This is a genomic window from Isoptericola sp. b515 (genome assembly GCF_030588125.1).
In the GTDB taxonomy this organism is placed as follows: domain Bacteria; phylum Actinomycetota; class Actinomycetes; order Actinomycetales; family Cellulomonadaceae; genus Isoptericola; species Isoptericola sediminis.
Window position 1 is genome coordinate 170,220 of sequence record NZ_JAUQYR010000002.1, and the last position, 16,476, is coordinate 186,695.

Below are 16,476 nucleotides of genomic sequence, written 5' to 3' on the forward strand. Positions count from 1 at the left end.
CATCTGCCCGGACCGATTGGACGGGGCCGGATTCCGTGTCCTAGAGTTAAGGACATCGCCGCGGGGTGGAGCAGTTCGGTAGCTCGCTGGGCTCATAACCCAGAGGTCGCAGGTTCAAATCCTGCCCCCGCTACCAAGGAAGTATCCCGGCAGAGGCCCTCCCGATCGAGAGATCGGGAGGGCCTTTGTCGTTCCCGGGTCTTGGTGCGGCGTGGCTGGTCGTCGCGGGCGAGGTCGATGGGGAGCTCGCGCAGGATCTCGCCGGTGGCGGCGTCGATGACCTGCACGTCGTGGTCGTGGTCGTGGATCAGGAGCAGGCCGTGGGTTCCGGCGTGGGGCCGTCCGAATCCGTTCACCGGCATCGCGCAGGTTCTCGCGTGGACGGCTGGACGCCGTTACCTATGCGCATTAGGATAAAACCATCAGAGCATAGGAGGGGGGCGGAATGCCTCGTCAAGGACTGACCACCGGTCGCGTCACAGCGGCCGCGGCCGATCTCGCCGACGAGGTGGGCCTGGAGCAGGTCACCCTCACGGCGTTGGCCAAGCACTTCGAGGTCGCGACCCCCAGTCTCTACACCCACGTCCGCAGCCAGGCCGACGTTCGCACCGGTGTCGCGCTGCTCGCGCTGGCGGAGACCGCCGACTTGGTCGCCGCGGCCATCGCCGGGGTGAGCGGACGTGCTGCACTGGCAGCCCTCGGCGGCGTGTGGCGGACCTATGCCGTCGAGCACCCCGGGCGCTACGCCGCGTCCCGGTTGCCGCTCGACGCCGAGACGGCCGCGGCGAGCGCCGGGCCGCGGCACGCGGACCTGTCGCGGGCCGCGCTCCGCGGTTACCGGCTGTCCAGTGCCGACGAGGTTCACGCCGTGCGCTTCCTCGGCGCCACGTTCCACGGCTACGCGGCCCTCGACGCCGCCGGAGCCTTCGGCCACGGTGCGGCCGACGCACCTGCGTCCGACGAGTCCTGGGAGCGCGTCCTGGACGGGCTCGACGCCATCTTGAGATTCTGGGAGGCCCGATGATCGACCCGTTGCTCATCCACGGAGCGCTGGAGCTCGAGCGCACCGACCGCGGACTGCTGCCCCATCGGCTACCGGCCTGGGCGCGGGCGCAGTCCGACGATCCGCAGCTCCACCACGCCGCAGCACAACCCGCGGGTGTCCGCCTCGCGATCCGCACCGCGGCCACTCGGCTGGAGCTCGACGTGCTTCCGACCAAGCGGCGCTACGTCGGGGCGCCCTCGCGACCCGACGGCTGGTACGACGTGCTGGTCGGGGGCGAGCTGGTCGAGCGCCACCAGGCGCCGGGCGGCAACGTGCTCCACGTGGACATGATGACCGGCGCCAGCACGTTCGACGCCGGCGAGCCGACGACCCTCGTGCTCACCCTCCCGGGTGGCGACAGCGAGGTGGAGGTATGGCTGCCGCACGACGAGCAGACCGAGCTCCTCGCCCTCCGCGCCGACGCCCCGGTCGCGCCGCTCGAGGACGACCGCCCGCGCTGGGTCCACCACGGCAGCTCGATCAGCCACGGTTCGCTCGCCACCTACCCCACCGAGCCGTGGCCGGTCGTCGCCGCCCGCCTTGCCCAGGTCGACCTCACCAACCTGGGTCTCGGCGGCAGCGCTCTGCTGGATCCGTTCGTCGCCCGGACGATGCGTGACACGCCGGCCGACGTCATCAGCGTCAAGGTCGGCATCAACCTCGTCAACCAGGACCTGGTGCGCCGGCGCGCTCTGGGACCCGCAGTCCACGGTTGGCTCGACACGATCCGCGACGGGCACCCCGAGACGCCCCTGGTGATCGTTTCACCCATCCACTGCGGAATCCACGAAGCAGTTCCCGGACCGACGGGAGTCGACACGGCCGCCTTCACCGAGGGGCGGCTGGCCTTCCGGGCGGAGGGAGACCCGCAAGGAGCAGCTCGCGGGGCACTGACCCTGCAGGCGGTTCGCGAGGTGCTCGCCGACGTCGTCGAGCGTCGCGGCGACCCGCACCTGTCCTACGTCGACGGGCTGACCCTGTACGGCCCCGAGGACGCCGAGCGGCTGCCGCTGCCCGACAACCTCCACCCCGATGCCGCCACCCATCGACTCATCGGTGAGCGGTTCGCTGCGGTGGTGGCGCCGCGGGCCGGGCAGGCCGGCCGGGCTGGACGCACCGTGGGTGGATCGATCATCAGCCCTGAGGAGAGTGCCTGCCGATGATCGAGATCTTGACGCCTGCCCAGGTCGACCGTGCCCGGGTGACCGGAGCCCTGGTGGCGGACATCCTGCAGACCCTGAGGCGCAGGGCCGTGGTCGGCACGAACCTCCTGGACCTCGACGGATGGGCTCGGGACCTGATCCGCGACGCCGGGGCGCAGTCCTGCTACGTCGACTATGCGCCGTCCTTCGGGCGGGGGCCGTTCGGTCACTACGTCTGCACGGCGGTCAACGATGCCGTCCTCCACGGGCGCCCTCGCGACTACCGGCTGGCCGACGGTGACCTGGTCACTCTCGATCTGGCCGTCCTCAAGGACGGCGTGGCCGCCGACTCGGCCATCAGCTTCGTCGTCGGCGATCGACGGTCTCCGCAGAGCGTCGCCCTCATCGAAGCGACCGAACGCGCCCTGGCGGCCGGCATCGCCGCTGCCGGACCCGGGGCTCGCATCGGCGACCTCTCGCATGCCATCGGCGCGGTGCTGAGCGCTGCGGGCTACCCGATCAACACCGAGTTCGGCGGGCACGGCATCGGGAGCACGATGCACCAGGACCCGCACGTCGCCAACGCGGGACGTCCCGGCCGGGGATACCGGTTGCGACCCGGGTTGCTCCTCGCCCTGGAGCCGTGGGTCATGGCAGACACCGACGAGCTCGCCCTGGACGCCGACGGGTGGACGCTGCGCAGCGCGACCGGCTGTCGCACAGCGCACAGCGAGCACACGATCGCCATCACCGACGACGGTGCGGAGATACTCACCCTGCCGACGGGCCGCCTGCGCTGACCACGTCGGGTTGCCCGGGGCTGCTGCCCGCCTCGGACGGGTGTGCGACGCAGCGCCCGCCCAGGTCGCTTCCCCGCAGGACCCGTTCCGATCGAGCGCGACGGAGCCGGCGCCCGTCCCGGGCGGTGTTCCCGTCCCGGGCCGGGCGCCGGCTCCGTCGTGTCGCGACCGGTGTCAGGCGGCCGGCAGGGTGACCCGGATCGCGCGCACGGCCCCCGTACGGCGGAAGACCTCGGCGCTGACCTCGGCCGGGATCGCGGCCCCGGAGACGGCCTGCTCCACCCCGTCGGAGCCCTCGACGGTCACCTCGAGGTCGGCGCCCCGCCGGTAGACGACCGGGACCTGGCAGAACGTGAACGCGAGGCTCGAGGCGGGCAGCTCGACGGCCTGCTCGGTCCCGCCGACGTCGACATACCGGAACGTCGTCGGCTCCGCGGGCCACTCCTCGGTACGGAGCAGGACGGGGCGGAACACGATCCGGCCCTCCTCCACCCGCAGGCCGAGCTCACCCATGCGGGTGAGGACCTCTTCCTTGACCTGGCCCGTCATCCCGGGCTGCTGCGCCCCGCGACCCTTCGGCGTGTGGGAGTAGGGGTCGACCGGGAAGGCGCCGTAGACCTCGGGCGGCTTGCAGTAGCCGAGCCCCTGGCGAACGTCCTCGTACCGGGCCCGGAGCTCGTCGACGACGGCTGCGTCGGCGCCCTCGGCCACGGCACGCTCGAGGTTCTCCTGCACCGCGAGCAGCAGCTTGGACACCATGTGCCAGTAGATGCTGCCGAGGCCCTCGTAGGCGAAGAAGGACCCGGACCGACCGGTGAACTCCGCGTGCCGGAAGACCTCCTCGAAGACGGAGAGCAGCGCCTCCCGGCCGGTCGCCACCGCCTCGTCGAGCGCGCCGTCCGTCTCCGGACCCTCGAGGGCGTCGAGCGCCGCGTCGACGTCCCGGGCGTTGTGGATCCCCGGGGCGAAGCGGTAGTCACCACCCGCGTCCTGCAGGACGATCGACCGGTCCCCGGCGCGCACCAGGGCGTCGATCAGGGGGGCCTGGGCGGCCTGCGCGGGCGTGACCCGGTTCTTGTCCAGGAACCCGGGGAGGTCGCGGTCCGGGTACAGCAGGTAGCTGTGCTGGTCGGCGCGGTACAGCGCGCTCTCGCGCATCGCCCGCAGCACGTCGAGCGACTCGGCGGGCGTCAGGAACCCCGAGGACAGGATCGCGACCTGTCCCTCGAGCATCTCCTGCAGCCGGTTGATCGTGACGCGGCCCTGCCCCAGGTCGAGCGTGTTGTACGAGTGGTAGAGCCCGTCGGCACGGCGGTTCGCCCGCAGGCCCGAGTCGACGTACGCGAGCACGGTGTCGACCACCTCGCGCACCTCGTCCGCCCCGACCACGGTGCGCTCACCGGTGAGCCCGGCGTAGACACGCTCGCGATAGGCCGTCCCGGCCGCGCCCAGGGCGTCGACCACGCGTCGCCGCTCGACGTCGTCGAAGCCGCCGACGGTGCCGGAGAGGTGCCGGCTGAGGACGTCGCCGACCTCCCTGAGCAGCTCCCGGACCTCGACGCCGACGGTCAGCTCCTCGTCCAGCAGGTCGCGCACGGTGCCCAGGTAGCGACGCAGGTACGCGAGGGTCACGACGGACAGTCCGCGCCCGACGAGCGCGTTGTTCGCGTCGTTCCACTCGGGCCGCTGCGTGTTCATCCAGATGCCGCCCTCGGGCACCAGGTTCACGACCTTCGCCAGGGTGAGCACGAGCAGCTTCTCGGCCAGGGTGACGTGCAGCAGGTTCCCGTCGGGGCCGTGCACGAGCTTGCCGTCCGCGCCCTCCACCTCGACACGGCGCGCGATCGCGGCCGCGGCCTCGGTGTCGAAGGTGATCGTCGCGTAGGGGTTCTCGACGGTGTCGGCGTAGGACGCGATCCGGTACGGCACGTCGGCGTGCGTGAAGACCGCACGGTTCACCAGGTGCCGCACGCTCCCGGGGTGGAAGCGCTCGGACGTCTCGAGCAGCTTGACGAGGTAGACCAGCTGGTGGTCGCTCCAGTACCCGATGTTGGACCACGGGTTGTCCGGCTCGGGGACCTCCCAGTCGATCCCTCCGCGGGAGATCCGGTACGGGTTGTACCCGTCGGCGGTCGTGGCGTCGAGGAAGACGGCGACCATCGACTCGACGTACTCGGGGAAGGACCACGCCAGCGCCTCCCAGTTCTGGAAGATGTCGCGCCAGTTGCCCTGGTGGTCCAGCAGGGGTTCACCGTCGGCGTCCCGCAGCGAGATCTGGAACTTGTTCCACGGCCGGCTCGGGTCGCCGTGGCGACGGCCGAAGGTCAGCGGCAGGTACTCGGTGCACAGGCGCCAGAGGTCGGCGTCCCCGCTCTCCTCGGCCGCGGCCATCAGCTCCTCGTGGGACAGGGTCGCGGGCAGCGACGTGAGCACCTCGGCGCAGCGCTCGGCGACGAGGGGGCTCCGGGTGCGGACGAAGGCCCGGACGTCGCCCCCGCGGAGCTGGTAGCCGCCCGCCGGGACGCCTCCGCGCATCGTGTTGAACAGGACGTTGGCACCGTGGTGGGCGGTGGCCAGCTCGTCGCCGGTCAGCTGCGCCGCGTCGGTGGCCGCGAGCAGGTCCTCCAGCCCGCGACGGGTCGCCTCGACGTCCTCGTCGAGTCGCGCCGCGAGCGCAGTGGGGTCGGCCAGCTCGTCACGCAGGGCCACGACGTCCGGTGCGGACCGCGAGACGTCGGCCACGACGCGCCAGGTCCGCTGCGCCCCGGGGTCCAGCACCAGACGGGTGCGGACGAGGTAGGCGCCCCGGCCGCCCCGCACGTCCAGCTCCTTGGTCAGCGCCTCGCCCGCCTGCGCCGCGTCGAGCTGCCGCTCGGACAGCAGGTGCTCGACCTGCTCGAGGCCCAACTGCCAGGCGACCGAGGCCTGCAGGGACTCGCTCGCCTCGGCGAGGTCGGTCAGGGCGGAGTTGAGGTAGTAGATGCCGAGGCCGCCCGGGGCGAGCTCGGCCCGCTTGTAGGCGTCCAGCAGGATGCTCAGCTCGTTCTGGACCTGGGCGGTGGTGCCGGCGGGCAGGAGGTTGCGGAACCCGTCCACGACCTCGAGGTCGACCGGGCGCTCGGCGAGGGACGTGATCTGGCAGCTGCGCACCACCCCGTACCGTGCGCTGGTCTGCCACACGACGCGCAGGCGCAGTCCGAGGTCGGTCCGGGTCTCCTCGAAGACGACGCTGGTGCCGAGGAAGTCCTTGTAGAGGCTGCGGTCGACGGCCGGGTCGCCCGGTCGCGTCTCGGCGAAAGGCTGCCAGGACACGACGTCGCCGTCCTCGCGGTGCACCCGGACCGTGGTGAGTCCGCCCGTGCGACCCGCCCCCTCGGCGACCTTGTCCTCGGTGTAGTACGGGAAGATCGCGTGGTCGGCGTCACGGCGGCCCGCGGTCAGTCCTCCGGTGCTCGAGATGAACATCCACAGGTCGCTCGCCCCGGCGATGGTCATCAGGAAGGGCGGCATCTGGTCGTACGACGTGATCGCGTAGTAGCGACGGTCGTCGAGACCGAGGTGCGAGCCGTCGACGACGGCGTGGCCGACGAGCCGTTCGGAGGTGGGCCCGGTCGTGGTCATGCGCTGCTCCTTGCGGTTGTGGTGCGGGGCGGACCGGTGTGCGGGAGCGCTCCCACACCGCTGGTTCGCCCAGTGCTGGCATCAGAGGGGAGCGCGCGGGGACGCGCGCTCGAGAGCTCCCTGACGCGGGGGGACGCGGCGTCGTCGATGCCGCGAGTAGGGGTGCCGGGATCGGTCGTGTCCGCGGCGCGGAGGTGCGGAGCCGCGGGCGCGTTCCCGTGCTCCGTCGGGTCGGGGTCGCCGACCGGGGGACCGGCGTGGGGGACGACCACCGCAGGCATCCTGCCCATCGCCACCTCCACTGCTCGCGGCCGGAAGGTTCGCAAGGTGCGAGGGGCCGTCGCCGGTCGAGCACACAGGAAATTACCGTCCCCGGATTGCTCGTGCAAGAACGTTCCGGGGGACGTCGGACGGGCGAGCCGGGCACGACCCGGCGGGTCCTGCCGGTCGGGGTGTCGAGCTCGCCCGGTTCCGCCCGCCTCGCCGGTCGTGCTGCGGACCTCGGCCCGTCCCGCCCAGGTGCGGACGTCGTCCCGCCGTCCCACGATGGAGGGACGAGGAGAGGAGCACGCCGTGCCACGACAGGATCCCGGCCCCAGCGTCAAGGACGAGGAGCTGTACGAGAAGCTCCGCGACGAGGGCAACAGCAAGGAGAAGGCCGCGCGGATCGCGAACGCGGCCGCGAACCGCGGTCGCGACGACGTCGGCCGCGAGGGTGGCGAGTCCCCGGCGTACGAGGACTGGACCGTCGACGAGCTGCACGAGCGCGCCGCCGAGCTGGGCATCGAGGGGCGGTCCTCGATGCGCAAGGACGAGCTGATCGAGGCTCTGCGGTCGCACTGAGACGGCCGATCCGGCCGGTTGCCCCTGGCGTGCCGTCGTCGCCGGGAGCACCATGGAGGGACAGGTTCCGTGGCTCGACGGGGAGACGGAGGCGAGGAGCATGAAGGCCTCGGTGGGGGACAGGATCATCACCGCGTCCGGCGTGGTGGGAGGTGCGGTCCGTGACGGCGTCGTCACGGAGCTCCACCACGACGACGGGTCCCCGCCCTACACGGTGAGGTGGTCGGACACGGAGGAGGAGTCCTTGGTCTATCCCGGGCCGGACTCGCTCGTGCAGCACGGCGACGCCGGGGCCGCGGACGAGACGGCCCGCCCTGCGCGCGCCGCCACCTGGACCGTCCAGCTGTCGCTGGTGGAGGCGTCGGGCAGCACGACGGCGGAGGCGGTGCTGGTGGCCGGCCCGGTCGAGCACGCCGACGTCGGCCCGTTGCGGTCCGTCGGGCACGCCCGCAAGGATCCCCACGACACGGAGATCCCGGTCATCGGCGACGAGGTGGCCGCCGGGCGTGCGCTGCGGCGTCTCGCCGACGCCCTGCTCGGGCAGGCGGAGGAGGACATCACCGCCTCCACCGGCGTGCCGGCCCACGTGCACGACTGAGCGGACGGCCGGGCGGGACCGGCCGGCGGGGGTGACCGGACGCACAGTGCCGCGCGGTGTTCCGGCCGCCGCCGCGCGCATAGGCTCGGTGCGGCTCTCGACGGTGATCCGCGCCGTCGTCCCGACCAGGAGGACCCACCCGTGCGAACCCGTCCCGTTCTTGCCGTCGCCCTCGCGCCCGCCGTGCTGCTCGGGCTGACGGCCTGCTCCACCGCCGACGACGGTGGTGCGGACGACGCAGCGAGCGCCACGCCGTCCGCGTCCGAGGCCTGCGCCGCGGGCGACCTGCCGACGCTCACCGAGGGCACCCTCACCGTCGGTGCCGGCGAGCCGTTCGAGCCGTGGTACGTCGGCGAGCCCACCAGCGGCGAGGGCTTCGAGTCGGCCCTGGTCTACGCCGTCGCCGAGGAGCTGGGGTACGCGGCCGAGGACGTCGAGTGGGAGACGGTGACGTTCGAGCAGATCATCTCCCCGGCGATCAAGCCGTTCGACCTCGCCGCCTACCAGACCACCATCACCGAGGAGCGGGCGGAGGCCGTGGACTTCTCCAGCCCGTACCTGACCAGCCACCAGGGCGTGATCGTGGCCGACGACGGTGACTACGCCGACGCCACGAGCCTCGCGGACCTGGAGGGCGCCCGCATCGGCGTCACCGCCGCGCAGACCTCGCTGGACGCCGCGGAGTCCGCCTGGGGCGACGCGGTGGAGATCACCCCCTTCAACGCCGCCGGGGACGGCATGACCGCGCTGACCTCGGGCACCATCGACGCGATGGTGATGGACGTCGACCAGGGCGTGGCGGCCTCGACGGTGTACTTCCCGGACACCCAGGTCGTGGGCACGCTGCCGGACGTCGGCGAGCCGGAGCAGCTCGGCCTCGTGCTCGACAAGGACTCGGAGCTGACCGAGTGCGTCTCGCAGGCCGTGGACGCCCTGGAGGCCGACGGCACCCTCGACGAGCTGCGCACCGAGTGGCTGAAGTCGGACGACGTCCCCGAGCTGTCCTGACCGCGCGACGGCGATGACCGGAGCGACGGACGGCCCGGCCCTGTCGGAGCGTGCCCGGGCCCGGGCGGAGTACCGCCGGGCCCAGCACCGGCGCGCCCTGCTGGTCGCCGGGACGGCGACGGCGATCGTGCTCGTCGCCGTCGTCGCGGTCGTCACCACCGCTCCCGGCTGGGAGCGGGCCCGGGAGGCGTTCTTCTCCCCGGAGCGCGCCTGGGAGGTCCTGCCCGAGGTCGCCGAGGGGCTGTGGCTCAACCTGCGGGTGTGGGTCGCGGCCTCCGTGGTGGGCCTGACCGTCGGCCTGCTGCTGGCGGTCGTGCGCACCTCCCGGCTGCCGGCGCTGTTCCCGCTGCGGGTGTTCACCGTGCTGTACGTCGACGTCTTCCGCGGGGTGCCGGTGCTGCTGGTGCTGCTGCTGGTCGGTTTCGGGCTGCCCGCCCTGCGGCTGGAGTGGCTGCCGGTGAGCGCGGCGTTCCTCGGCGGTCTGGCGATCCTCCTGACGTACACGGCGTACCTCGCCGAGATCTTCCGCGCGGGGATCGAGTCCGTGCACCCCTCCCAGGTCGCCGCCGCGCGCTCCCTCGGGCTCACCCGTGGCCAGGCGGTGCGCAAGGTCGTGCTGCCGCAGGCGGTGCGGAACGTGTCGGCGCCGGTGGCGAGCATGCTGGTGTCCCTGCAGAAGGACTCCGGCCTGATCTCGATCCTCGGGGCGGTCGACGCGATCCGGGCCGCCCAGATCGCCACCACCGGCGACTACAACTTCACCCCGTACGTGGTGGCCGGCGTGCTGTTCCTGCTGATCTCGATCCCGCTGACCCGGCTCGTCGACGCCTGGTCGGCCCGGCAGGGCTGGCGCGGCTCGCTCCGCGGCGTCAGCGGTGCGGGGGTGGTCCGGTGACCGCACCGCCGCTGCTGAGCCTGCGTGAGGTGCGCAAGTCGTTCCCCGCGGGACCGGGCCGCCGGGCCGGGCGCAGGACGGTCCTGGACGGCATCGACCTGGACGTGGGCGAGCACCAGTGCGTCGTCCTGGTGGGGTCCTCGGGCTCGGGCAAGTCGACGCTGCTGCGCGTGGTCGACCTGCTCGAGGAGGTCGACGACGGTCAGGTGCTCCTCGACGGGGTCGACGTGGCCGACCCGTGGGTCGACGCCGACGCCGTCCGGGCCCGGCTCGCGATGGTCTTCCAGCAGTACAACCTGTTCCCGCACCTGTCCGTCCTGGACAACGTCACCCTGGCCCCCCGCCTCGTGCACCGCCGTCCGCGGGGCGAGGCCGAGGAGGCCGGCCGGGCGCTGCTGGCCAAGGTCGGGCTGGCGGACAAGGCGCGCGGGTACCCCGACCAGCTCTCCGGCGGGGAGCAGCAGCGCGCCGCGATCGCGCGGGCGCTGGCCGGCGGCCCGGAGCTGCTGCTGCTGGACGAGGTCACCTCGGCCCTGGACCCGGAACTGGTCGGGGAGGTCCTGGACCTGCTGCTGGAGCTGCGCGCCGAGGGCACCACGATGCTCGTCGCGACCCACGAGATGGACTTCGCCCGCGAGGTCGCCGACGAGGTCGTGTTCCTGCACGACGGCCGGGTGCACGAGCGCGGCACGCCCGCCCAGGTCCTGGACGACCCGCAGCGGGACCGGACCCGGGAGTTCCTGCGCCGGCTGCGCTGAGCCGCGCCGGCTGCGCCGGGCCGACCGCGTGCGTATCACCCGAGGTCGCGCGACGCTCTGGAGAGGCAGTGGGGCGTCGCGCGACGCCCTCCGTCGGCGAGGGGACGTGGTGACGATGAAGCGCCTGATCCTGTGCTGCGACGGCACGTGGAACCATGCCGCCAACCAGTACGTGTCGAACATCGAGAAGATCGCCCGGGTCCTGCGCCGGGGCGCGGTCGACGACGGCGTCGTGCAGATGGTCGAGTACGTCGGCGGTGTCGGCTCGCAGGGGTACCTGTTCGACAAGGTGCTCGGTGGCGCGTTCGGGTCGGGCCTGACCCACAACGTCGTCGACGGCTACCGGTTCCTGGCCATGAACTACGACCCCGGCGACGAGATCGTGGTGCTCGGCTACTCGCGGGGCGCGTACACCGCGCGCAGCGTCGTCGGCATGGTGGGGGCGGTGGGCCTGCTGACGCGCGAGGCGCTCGTGGCCGGCCGGCTGCACGACGCCGCGGACCTCTACCGCGAGCCGGCCGACGACGACGCCGCGCGCGCCGCACGGCAGGAGCGGCGGGACAGGTTCCGGGCCGAGAACTCCCACCCGAGGGACCCGCGGGGGCCGGTGCGGTTCCTCGGCGTCTTCGACACCGTCGGCACGCTGGGCGTCCCCGGGCTGACGCGCCGCCGCTACCGGTTCCACGACGTGAAGCTCGGTGACGGCGTCCAGGTGGCCCGCCAGGCGCTCTCGGTGGACGAACGCCGGTTGTCCTACTCGCCGTGCCTGTGGACCGTGCCGGGCGACAGCCCCGAGGGCCGGGTCCGGCAGGTGTGGTTCCCGGGCGGGCACGGCGACGTCGGCGGCGGGGGACCGCGCTCCGGGCTGTCCGACGTCGCGCTGGAGTGGATGGTGGGCGAGCTGCGCGAGGTCGGCGTCGCGATCGACGAGGACCTGTGGAAGCAGCAGGTGGCGCACCAGGAGGAGCTGGTCGTGGACGTCCGGCCCCGGGTGCTGTTCCGGCTGATCAACCGGGTCAAGCGCCTGCGGCCGGGCAGCGGGGTCGTGGACGGCCGCGAGGTGTTCCGGCACGGCCTGCGGGTGCTCGCCCGGCGTGACGGCGAGGTCTGGGGCGACGGGGTGTGCGTCGCCGAGCCGCTCGTGCGCTACGTCGCACGTGACCGGTACGCCGAGCACGCTCCGAACCTGCAGCAGTGGATCGACGACTGCGGCGGGGTGGACAAGCTACCGGTCGTGCCCCTCGCGGCGCTGCACGAGGACGAGCGTCACCTGACGGTGCGGTGAGCGTCCCGGTCAGGAGTCGTAGGCGTCCTTGACCACGAGGACCGGCACCGAGGCGTCCAGCAGCACCCGCTGCGTCGTGGTGCCCATGAGGAACGTGCCGTGGCTGGACCGCTTGCGCGACCCCACCACGACGAGGTCGGCCCCGACCTCGTCGGCGGTGTCGAGGATGGCGTCCGCGGGTTCGGTGTCCTCGTCGCGGTAGCTGATCGCGGCGTCGGTGTCCCCGAGGATCGCGGAGAGCTCGGCCGACGGGCCGTCACCGGGATCCTGGGCGTCGAGCACGAGCACCCGCAGCGGCAGGTCGCGTCGACGCGACTCCTCCAGCGCGGTCCGGACTGCCGCCTCGCCGTGCGGGCAGGCGCGATAGGCCACGAGCACCGTCATGGGCCCACTGTGTCACACCTCGCGCCGGCCGCGTCGCAGACCCAGCTCGTAGGCCGTCAGGGCGACGAGCCAGACCGCGGTGACCGGCAGGACGAACCCGAACAGCGCGCCGCCGAACGGCTCCTGGGCGTCGTGGTCGGTCGCGGCGAGCAGCACGTAGGCCAGGTAGGCGACGTACAGGACGACCAGGAGGACGCCCTCCCAGCGCACGATCGCCTGCCCGGTGAACGCGATGGGCAGGAGCACCAGCGCGACGGCCACCATGACGGGCAGGTCGAGGTTCACGGCGGCGGGGTCGACGTCGATCCCGCCCGGGGCGATGACGGCGGTGAGGCCGAGCACGGCGCCGATGTTGAAGATGTTGCTGCCCACGATGTTCCCCACGGCCATGTCCCGTTCGCCGCGCCGCACGGCGATGACGCTCGTGGCGAGCTCCGGCAACGACGTGCCGACCGCGACGACGGTCAGGCCGATCACGAGGTCGCTCACCCCGAACGCGGAGGCGATCCGGGTGGCGCCGTCCACCAGGAACCGGGCGCCGCCGACGAGCAGGGCCACCCCGACGACCACGAGGGCGACGTCGATCCCGACCGAACGGGCGCGGGTCGTGCGCAGGCGCCCCAGGGCCCCGCCGTCCTCGTCGGCCTCCGGGACGGTGGTGACCGTCTCCGTGCGCCGGGCGACGATCGTGGTGACGGCCAGGTAGGCGGCCAGGAGACCCAGCAGGAGGACGCCGTCGGTCGTGCTGATGGTGCCGTCGAGCGCGAGCACGAGGGCGAGCACGGACATCCCGACCATCACGGGGATGTCCGTGCGCACCAGGCGGTTCGTGACCGTGAGCGGGACGACGATCGCCGCCACCCCGAGGACGAGCAGGATGTTGGCGATGTTGCTGCCCACGACGTTGCCGACCGCCAGCCCGGGGGAGCCGGACAGCGCGGAGCCGGCGCTGACGGCGAGCTCCGGGCTCGAGGTCGCGAAGGACACGACGGTCAGGCCCACCACGAGGGCGGACATCCCCAGGGTCCGCGCCAGCGACGCCGCGCCGCGGACGAGGGCCTCGCCGCCCGCGACGAGCAGCACGAACCCGGCGAGCAGGAGCAGGACGCTGGTGAGGCTCACGCGACAAGGCTACGGGCGGGCCGTCACCGCCGGCGGTCAGGCGGCGGCGAGCTGCTCGACCACCTGCCGCTTGGCCCGGGTGAGCATGCCGGCCATGCCGTTGAGCCGCAGGGCCGAGACCGCCCGGGTGAGGCCGAGCTGCAGCGGGAAGTCCTCGGGGACGTCCAGCACCTCACGGGTGGTCAGCCCGGACAGCCCCTGGGCCAGGATCGAGGCGAAGCCCCGGGTGGTGGGGGCCTCCTCGGGCGCGGTCGCGTAGAAGTGCACGACGTCTCCGTCGACCTCGGCGAAGGCGTGCACCGGGGACTGGCACTCCTCCACCTTCTCCAGCAGGGCGGGGGAGTCCGCGTACCGGGCGGGCAGGGGCGGCAGCTCGCGGGAGAACTCCAGCAGGAGCTGCAGCCGCTCGGACTCGGTCAGGGCCAGGAAGTCCTCCCGGATCTCGGCCAGCTGGTCGGGCAGCGCGGGGGCGTCGTCGGTCATGGGTCCATCGTCTCTCACGTCGCGTCGGGTCCGGGGTTCAGCGGGCCGGCGCCTCGCCGGGCTCCGCGCCGGCCGCGATGGGCACGCGCACGGCGTTGCCCCACTCGGTCCAGGAACCGTCGTAGTTGCGCACGTCGGGGATGCCGAGCAGGAAGTGCAGCGCGAACCAGGTGTGGCTGGACCGCTCCCCGATGCGGCAGTACGTGACGACCCGGTCGTCGTCCGTGATGCCCAGGCCGCCCCGCTGGTAGATGGCCTCCAGCTCGGCCCGCGGCTTGTAGGTGCCGTCCTCGGCCACCGCCGTGGCCCACGGGACGTTGTGAGCGGTGGGGATGTGACCGCCGCGCAGCACGCCCTCCTCCGGGTAGTCCGGGATGTGCAGCCGCTCGCCGGTGAACTCCTGCGGGGAGCGGATGTCCACGAGGGGGCCCTTGCCCAGGTGGTCGAGCACGTCCTCGCGGAAGGCGCGGAAGGTGGTGTCGTCGCGCTCGACGACCGGGTAGTCGACCGGCGTCGGGGCGGGGGCGTCGGTGGTCAGCTCGCGGCCCTCGGCCACCCAGAGGTTGCGCCCGCCGTCGAGAAGGCGGACGTCCTCGTGGCCGAACAGGGTGAACACCCAGGCCGTGTAGGCGGCCCACCAGTTGTTCTTGTCGCCGTACAGCACGATCGTGGTGTCGCGGGCGATGCCCCGGGAGCCGAGCAGGTCGGCGAAACCCGGGCCGTCCAGGTAGTCGCGCTCGACGGGCAGCAGCAGGTCGGTGTGCCAGTCGACCTTGACGGCGCCGGGGATGTGGCCGGTCTCGTAGAGCAGGACGTCCTCGTCGGACTCCACGACGACGAGGCCCGGGTCGTCCCGGTGCGCGGCCAGCCACTCGGTGGTGACGAGGCGCTCCGGGTGCGCGTACTCCTGCAGTCGCGGGGTGGGGTCGAGCGGTGCGGGCATGATCTCCTCCTGGTGCGGCGTGGTCCGGGAGCCACCCTAGGCCGCGGGCGACCAGCCCCGACACCGCGGTTCCACGATGCGGGACCAGCATGTGAGATGCCTGGTCCGTGCGCTCGGGACACTCCGGACGCGACGCCGCCCTACACTGTGGTGCACCACCGGACGACGACGTCGGAGGCTCCATGGGGCATCGACCCAGCACCCCGCACGGCGACCTCGCGCATGCGCTGTCGCCCGCCGTCCCCGTCCGGCGCGACCGGCGTTCCGTGCGCAGCGCCCACGACGCGTTCCTCGACACCGGCGCCGTGCCGCCCGGGCTCGACCCCCTCGTCGCCGCCTCCTGGCGCCGCAGCCGCTCCTGCGGCGTCGACCCCGACACGCCGCGCACCACGAGCGGGCTGTCGCCCGACGAGCTCGACGCCTACCGTGCGGCGCATCCCCTGCACGACCTCATGCCCGTCGTGCGCGACCTCGTCGTCGACGCCGCTCGCGACGACGGGCTCGTCGTGGCCGTGTCCGACGACGCGGGACGCCTGCTGTGGGTCGAGGGGGACCTGCGCACCCGCGGTGCCGCCGAGCGGGTCGGATTCGTCGCCGGTGCCGTCTGGCGCGAGGAGAACGTCGGGACCAACGCCCCGGGCACGGCGCTGGCCACCCGGCGGCCGGTGCAGGTGCTGGGGGCGGAGCACTTCTCGCGGCCGGTGCAGCAGCTCAACTGCGCGGCCGCCCCGATCCAGGATCCCGACGGCCGTGTCCTCGGGGTCCTCGACGTCACCGGTGGACGGGCCGCCGGCTCGCACGTCGCGCTGTCCCTGGTGCGCGCCACCGTCGCCAGCCTCGAGCGGGAGCTCGCGGCACGGGCCGCAGCTGGCCGGGACGCGGCCGGTGACACCCACCCCGCCCTGCGGCTGCTCGGCACGCCCGCCTGGCGGTCCCCGGACGGCGAGCGCCGGCTCTCCGGACGGCACGCCGAGATCCTCGCGCTCCTCGGCGCGCACCCGCGGGGCCTCACCGCGGAGGAGCTCGCGGTGCTGCTGCACCCCGGCGAGCTGTCCGAGGTGACGGTCCGCGCCGAGATCTCCCGGCTGCGCCGCTCGGCCGGGTCGGTGGTGACCGGGTCGCGGCCCTACCGGCTCGCCGCCCAGGTGCGCAGCGACGTCGACGCCGTCCGCGACCTGCTCGCCGCCGGTGACGTGGCCGGTGCGGTGCGGGCCTACACCGCTCCGCTGCTGCCGCGGTCCTTCGCCCCCGGCGTCGAGCGGATGCGTGACGAGCTGGCCGCCGAGATGCGCTCGGCGGTCCTGGCCGACGGCGACCCGGACGTCCTGGACGGGTGGACCCGCACGGACGACGGTGCCGAGGACGTGGAGGCCTGGCAGCAGCTCGTGGCGCGGTCCGACCAGGGCGGTCCCCGGTGGGCCCGGGCGCGTGCCCACCTCGCCGTCGTCGACGCCGGCCTGCGCTGAACGGCGCCGACCGACACCTGCAACGCCGCTGCAACGCTCGCCGCCTAACGTCGCCGGCACGACGCGACGACGCGTCGTCATCA

At 73.2% G+C, this 16,476-nt stretch carries 15 protein-coding genes and 1 tRNA gene; 11 read left to right on the forward strand and 5 right to left on the reverse strand.

The genetic code is table 11. The annotated features are described in order from the left end of the window. The first annotated feature begins 59 nt into the window (after window positions 1-59). From Q6350_RS06510 to map, 4 genes are all read left to right on the forward strand, one after another. Window positions 60-136, forward strand: a tRNA-Met gene (locus Q6350_RS06510). A gap of 309 nt (window positions 137-445) precedes the next feature. Continuing rightward, window positions 446-1,024, forward strand: a complete 579-nt coding sequence (locus tag Q6350_RS06515) for a TetR/AcrR family transcriptional regulator (protein WP_304603392.1) — start codon at window positions 446-448, stop codon at window positions 1,022-1,024. Further along, complete coding sequence (locus Q6350_RS06520; protein WP_304607181.1) at window positions 1,021-2,208, forward strand: SGNH/GDSL hydrolase family protein; 1,188 nt, start codon at window positions 1,021-1,023, stop codon at window positions 2,206-2,208. Before Q6350_RS06515 ends, Q6350_RS06520 begins: the two co-directional genes overlap by 4 nt. Continuing rightward, window positions 2,205-2,987 carry a type I methionyl aminopeptidase gene (gene map, locus Q6350_RS06525; protein ID WP_304603394.1) on the forward strand — a complete coding sequence of 261 codons (783 nt, stop codon included), beginning with the start codon at window positions 2,205-2,207 and terminating at the stop codon, window positions 2,985-2,987. The genes Q6350_RS06520 and map overlap by 4 nt, the downstream gene beginning before the upstream one ends. A gap of 174 nt (window positions 2,988-3,161) precedes the next feature. On the opposite strand, the gene Q6350_RS06530 is transcribed toward map, so the two are convergent. Next, window positions 3,162-6,608 (reverse strand): hypothetical protein, encoded by a 3,447-nt coding sequence (locus Q6350_RS06530; RefSeq protein ID WP_305065813.1) that lies wholly within the window; start codon window positions 6,606-6,608, stop codon window positions 3,162-3,164. A 573-nt stretch (window positions 6,609-7,181) separates the two neighbouring features. On the opposite strand from Q6350_RS06530, the gene Q6350_RS06535 reads away from it, so the two are divergent. From Q6350_RS06535 to Q6350_RS06560, 6 genes are all read left to right on the forward strand, one after another. Continuing rightward, complete coding sequence (locus Q6350_RS06535; protein WP_304603396.1) at window positions 7,182-7,451, forward strand: Rho termination factor N-terminal domain-containing protein; 270 nt, start codon at window positions 7,182-7,184, stop codon at window positions 7,449-7,451. Between the two features lie 100 nt (window positions 7,452-7,551). Beyond that, complete coding sequence (locus tag Q6350_RS06540) at window positions 7,552-8,049, forward strand: dsRBD fold-containing protein (protein ID WP_171247314.1); 498 nt, start codon at window positions 7,552-7,554, stop codon at window positions 8,047-8,049. 141 nt (window positions 8,050-8,190) lie between these two features. Further along, window positions 8,191-9,057: a transporter substrate-binding domain-containing protein gene (locus Q6350_RS06545; protein ID WP_304603397.1), complete on the forward strand. Its 867-nt coding sequence runs from the start codon at window positions 8,191-8,193 to the stop codon at window positions 9,055-9,057. Between the two features lie 13 nt (window positions 9,058-9,070). Continuing rightward, entirely contained in the window at window positions 9,071-9,952 is an 882-nt protein-coding gene (locus Q6350_RS06550) for an amino acid ABC transporter permease (RefSeq protein ID WP_304603398.1), read from the forward strand. Further along, window positions 9,949-10,710: an amino acid ABC transporter ATP-binding protein gene (locus tag Q6350_RS06555; RefSeq protein ID WP_304603399.1), complete on the forward strand. Its 762-nt coding sequence runs from the start codon at window positions 9,949-9,951 to the stop codon at window positions 10,708-10,710. The genes Q6350_RS06550 and Q6350_RS06555 overlap by 4 nt, the downstream gene beginning before the upstream one ends. A 115-nt stretch (window positions 10,711-10,825) precedes the next feature. Next, entirely contained in the window at window positions 10,826-11,995 is a 1,170-nt protein-coding gene (locus Q6350_RS06560) for a DUF2235 domain-containing protein (protein WP_304607183.1), read from the forward strand. 9 nt (window positions 11,996-12,004) lie between these two features. Here the strand turns inward: Q6350_RS06560 and Q6350_RS06565 are convergent, their stop codons facing one another. From Q6350_RS06565 to Q6350_RS06580, 4 genes are read right to left on the reverse strand one after another with little or no spacing between them, the layout of a single operon-like run. Next, a complete protein-coding gene (locus Q6350_RS06565) occupies window positions 12,005-12,379 on the reverse strand; it encodes a universal stress protein (protein ID WP_171247309.1) in 375 nt (124 codons plus the stop codon). Window positions 12,380-12,391: 12 nt separating this feature from the next. Further along, on the reverse strand, window positions 12,392-13,501 hold the full coding sequence (locus Q6350_RS06570) for a calcium/sodium antiporter (protein ID WP_305065814.1): 1,110 nt from the start codon (window positions 13,499-13,501) through the stop codon (window positions 12,392-12,394). Between the two features lie 36 nt (window positions 13,502-13,537). Beyond that, window positions 13,538-13,984, reverse strand: coding sequence for a SufE family protein (locus Q6350_RS06575; RefSeq protein ID WP_171247307.1), 447 nt, complete (start codon window positions 13,982-13,984; stop codon window positions 13,538-13,540). Window positions 13,985-14,021: 37 nt separating this feature from the next. Next, window positions 14,022-14,927 carry a sulfurtransferase gene (locus tag Q6350_RS06580; RefSeq protein ID WP_305065815.1) on the reverse strand — a complete coding sequence of 302 codons (906 nt, stop codon included), beginning with the start codon at window positions 14,925-14,927 and terminating at the stop codon, window positions 14,022-14,024. 182 nt (window positions 14,928-15,109) lie between these two features. On the opposite strand from Q6350_RS06580, the gene Q6350_RS06585 reads away from it, so the two are divergent. Then, window positions 15,110-16,393 (forward strand): GAF domain-containing protein, encoded by a 1,284-nt coding sequence (locus Q6350_RS06585; RefSeq protein ID WP_305065816.1) that lies wholly within the window; start codon window positions 15,110-15,112, stop codon window positions 16,391-16,393. The last annotated feature ends 83 nt before the right edge of the window (window positions 16,394-16,476 follow it).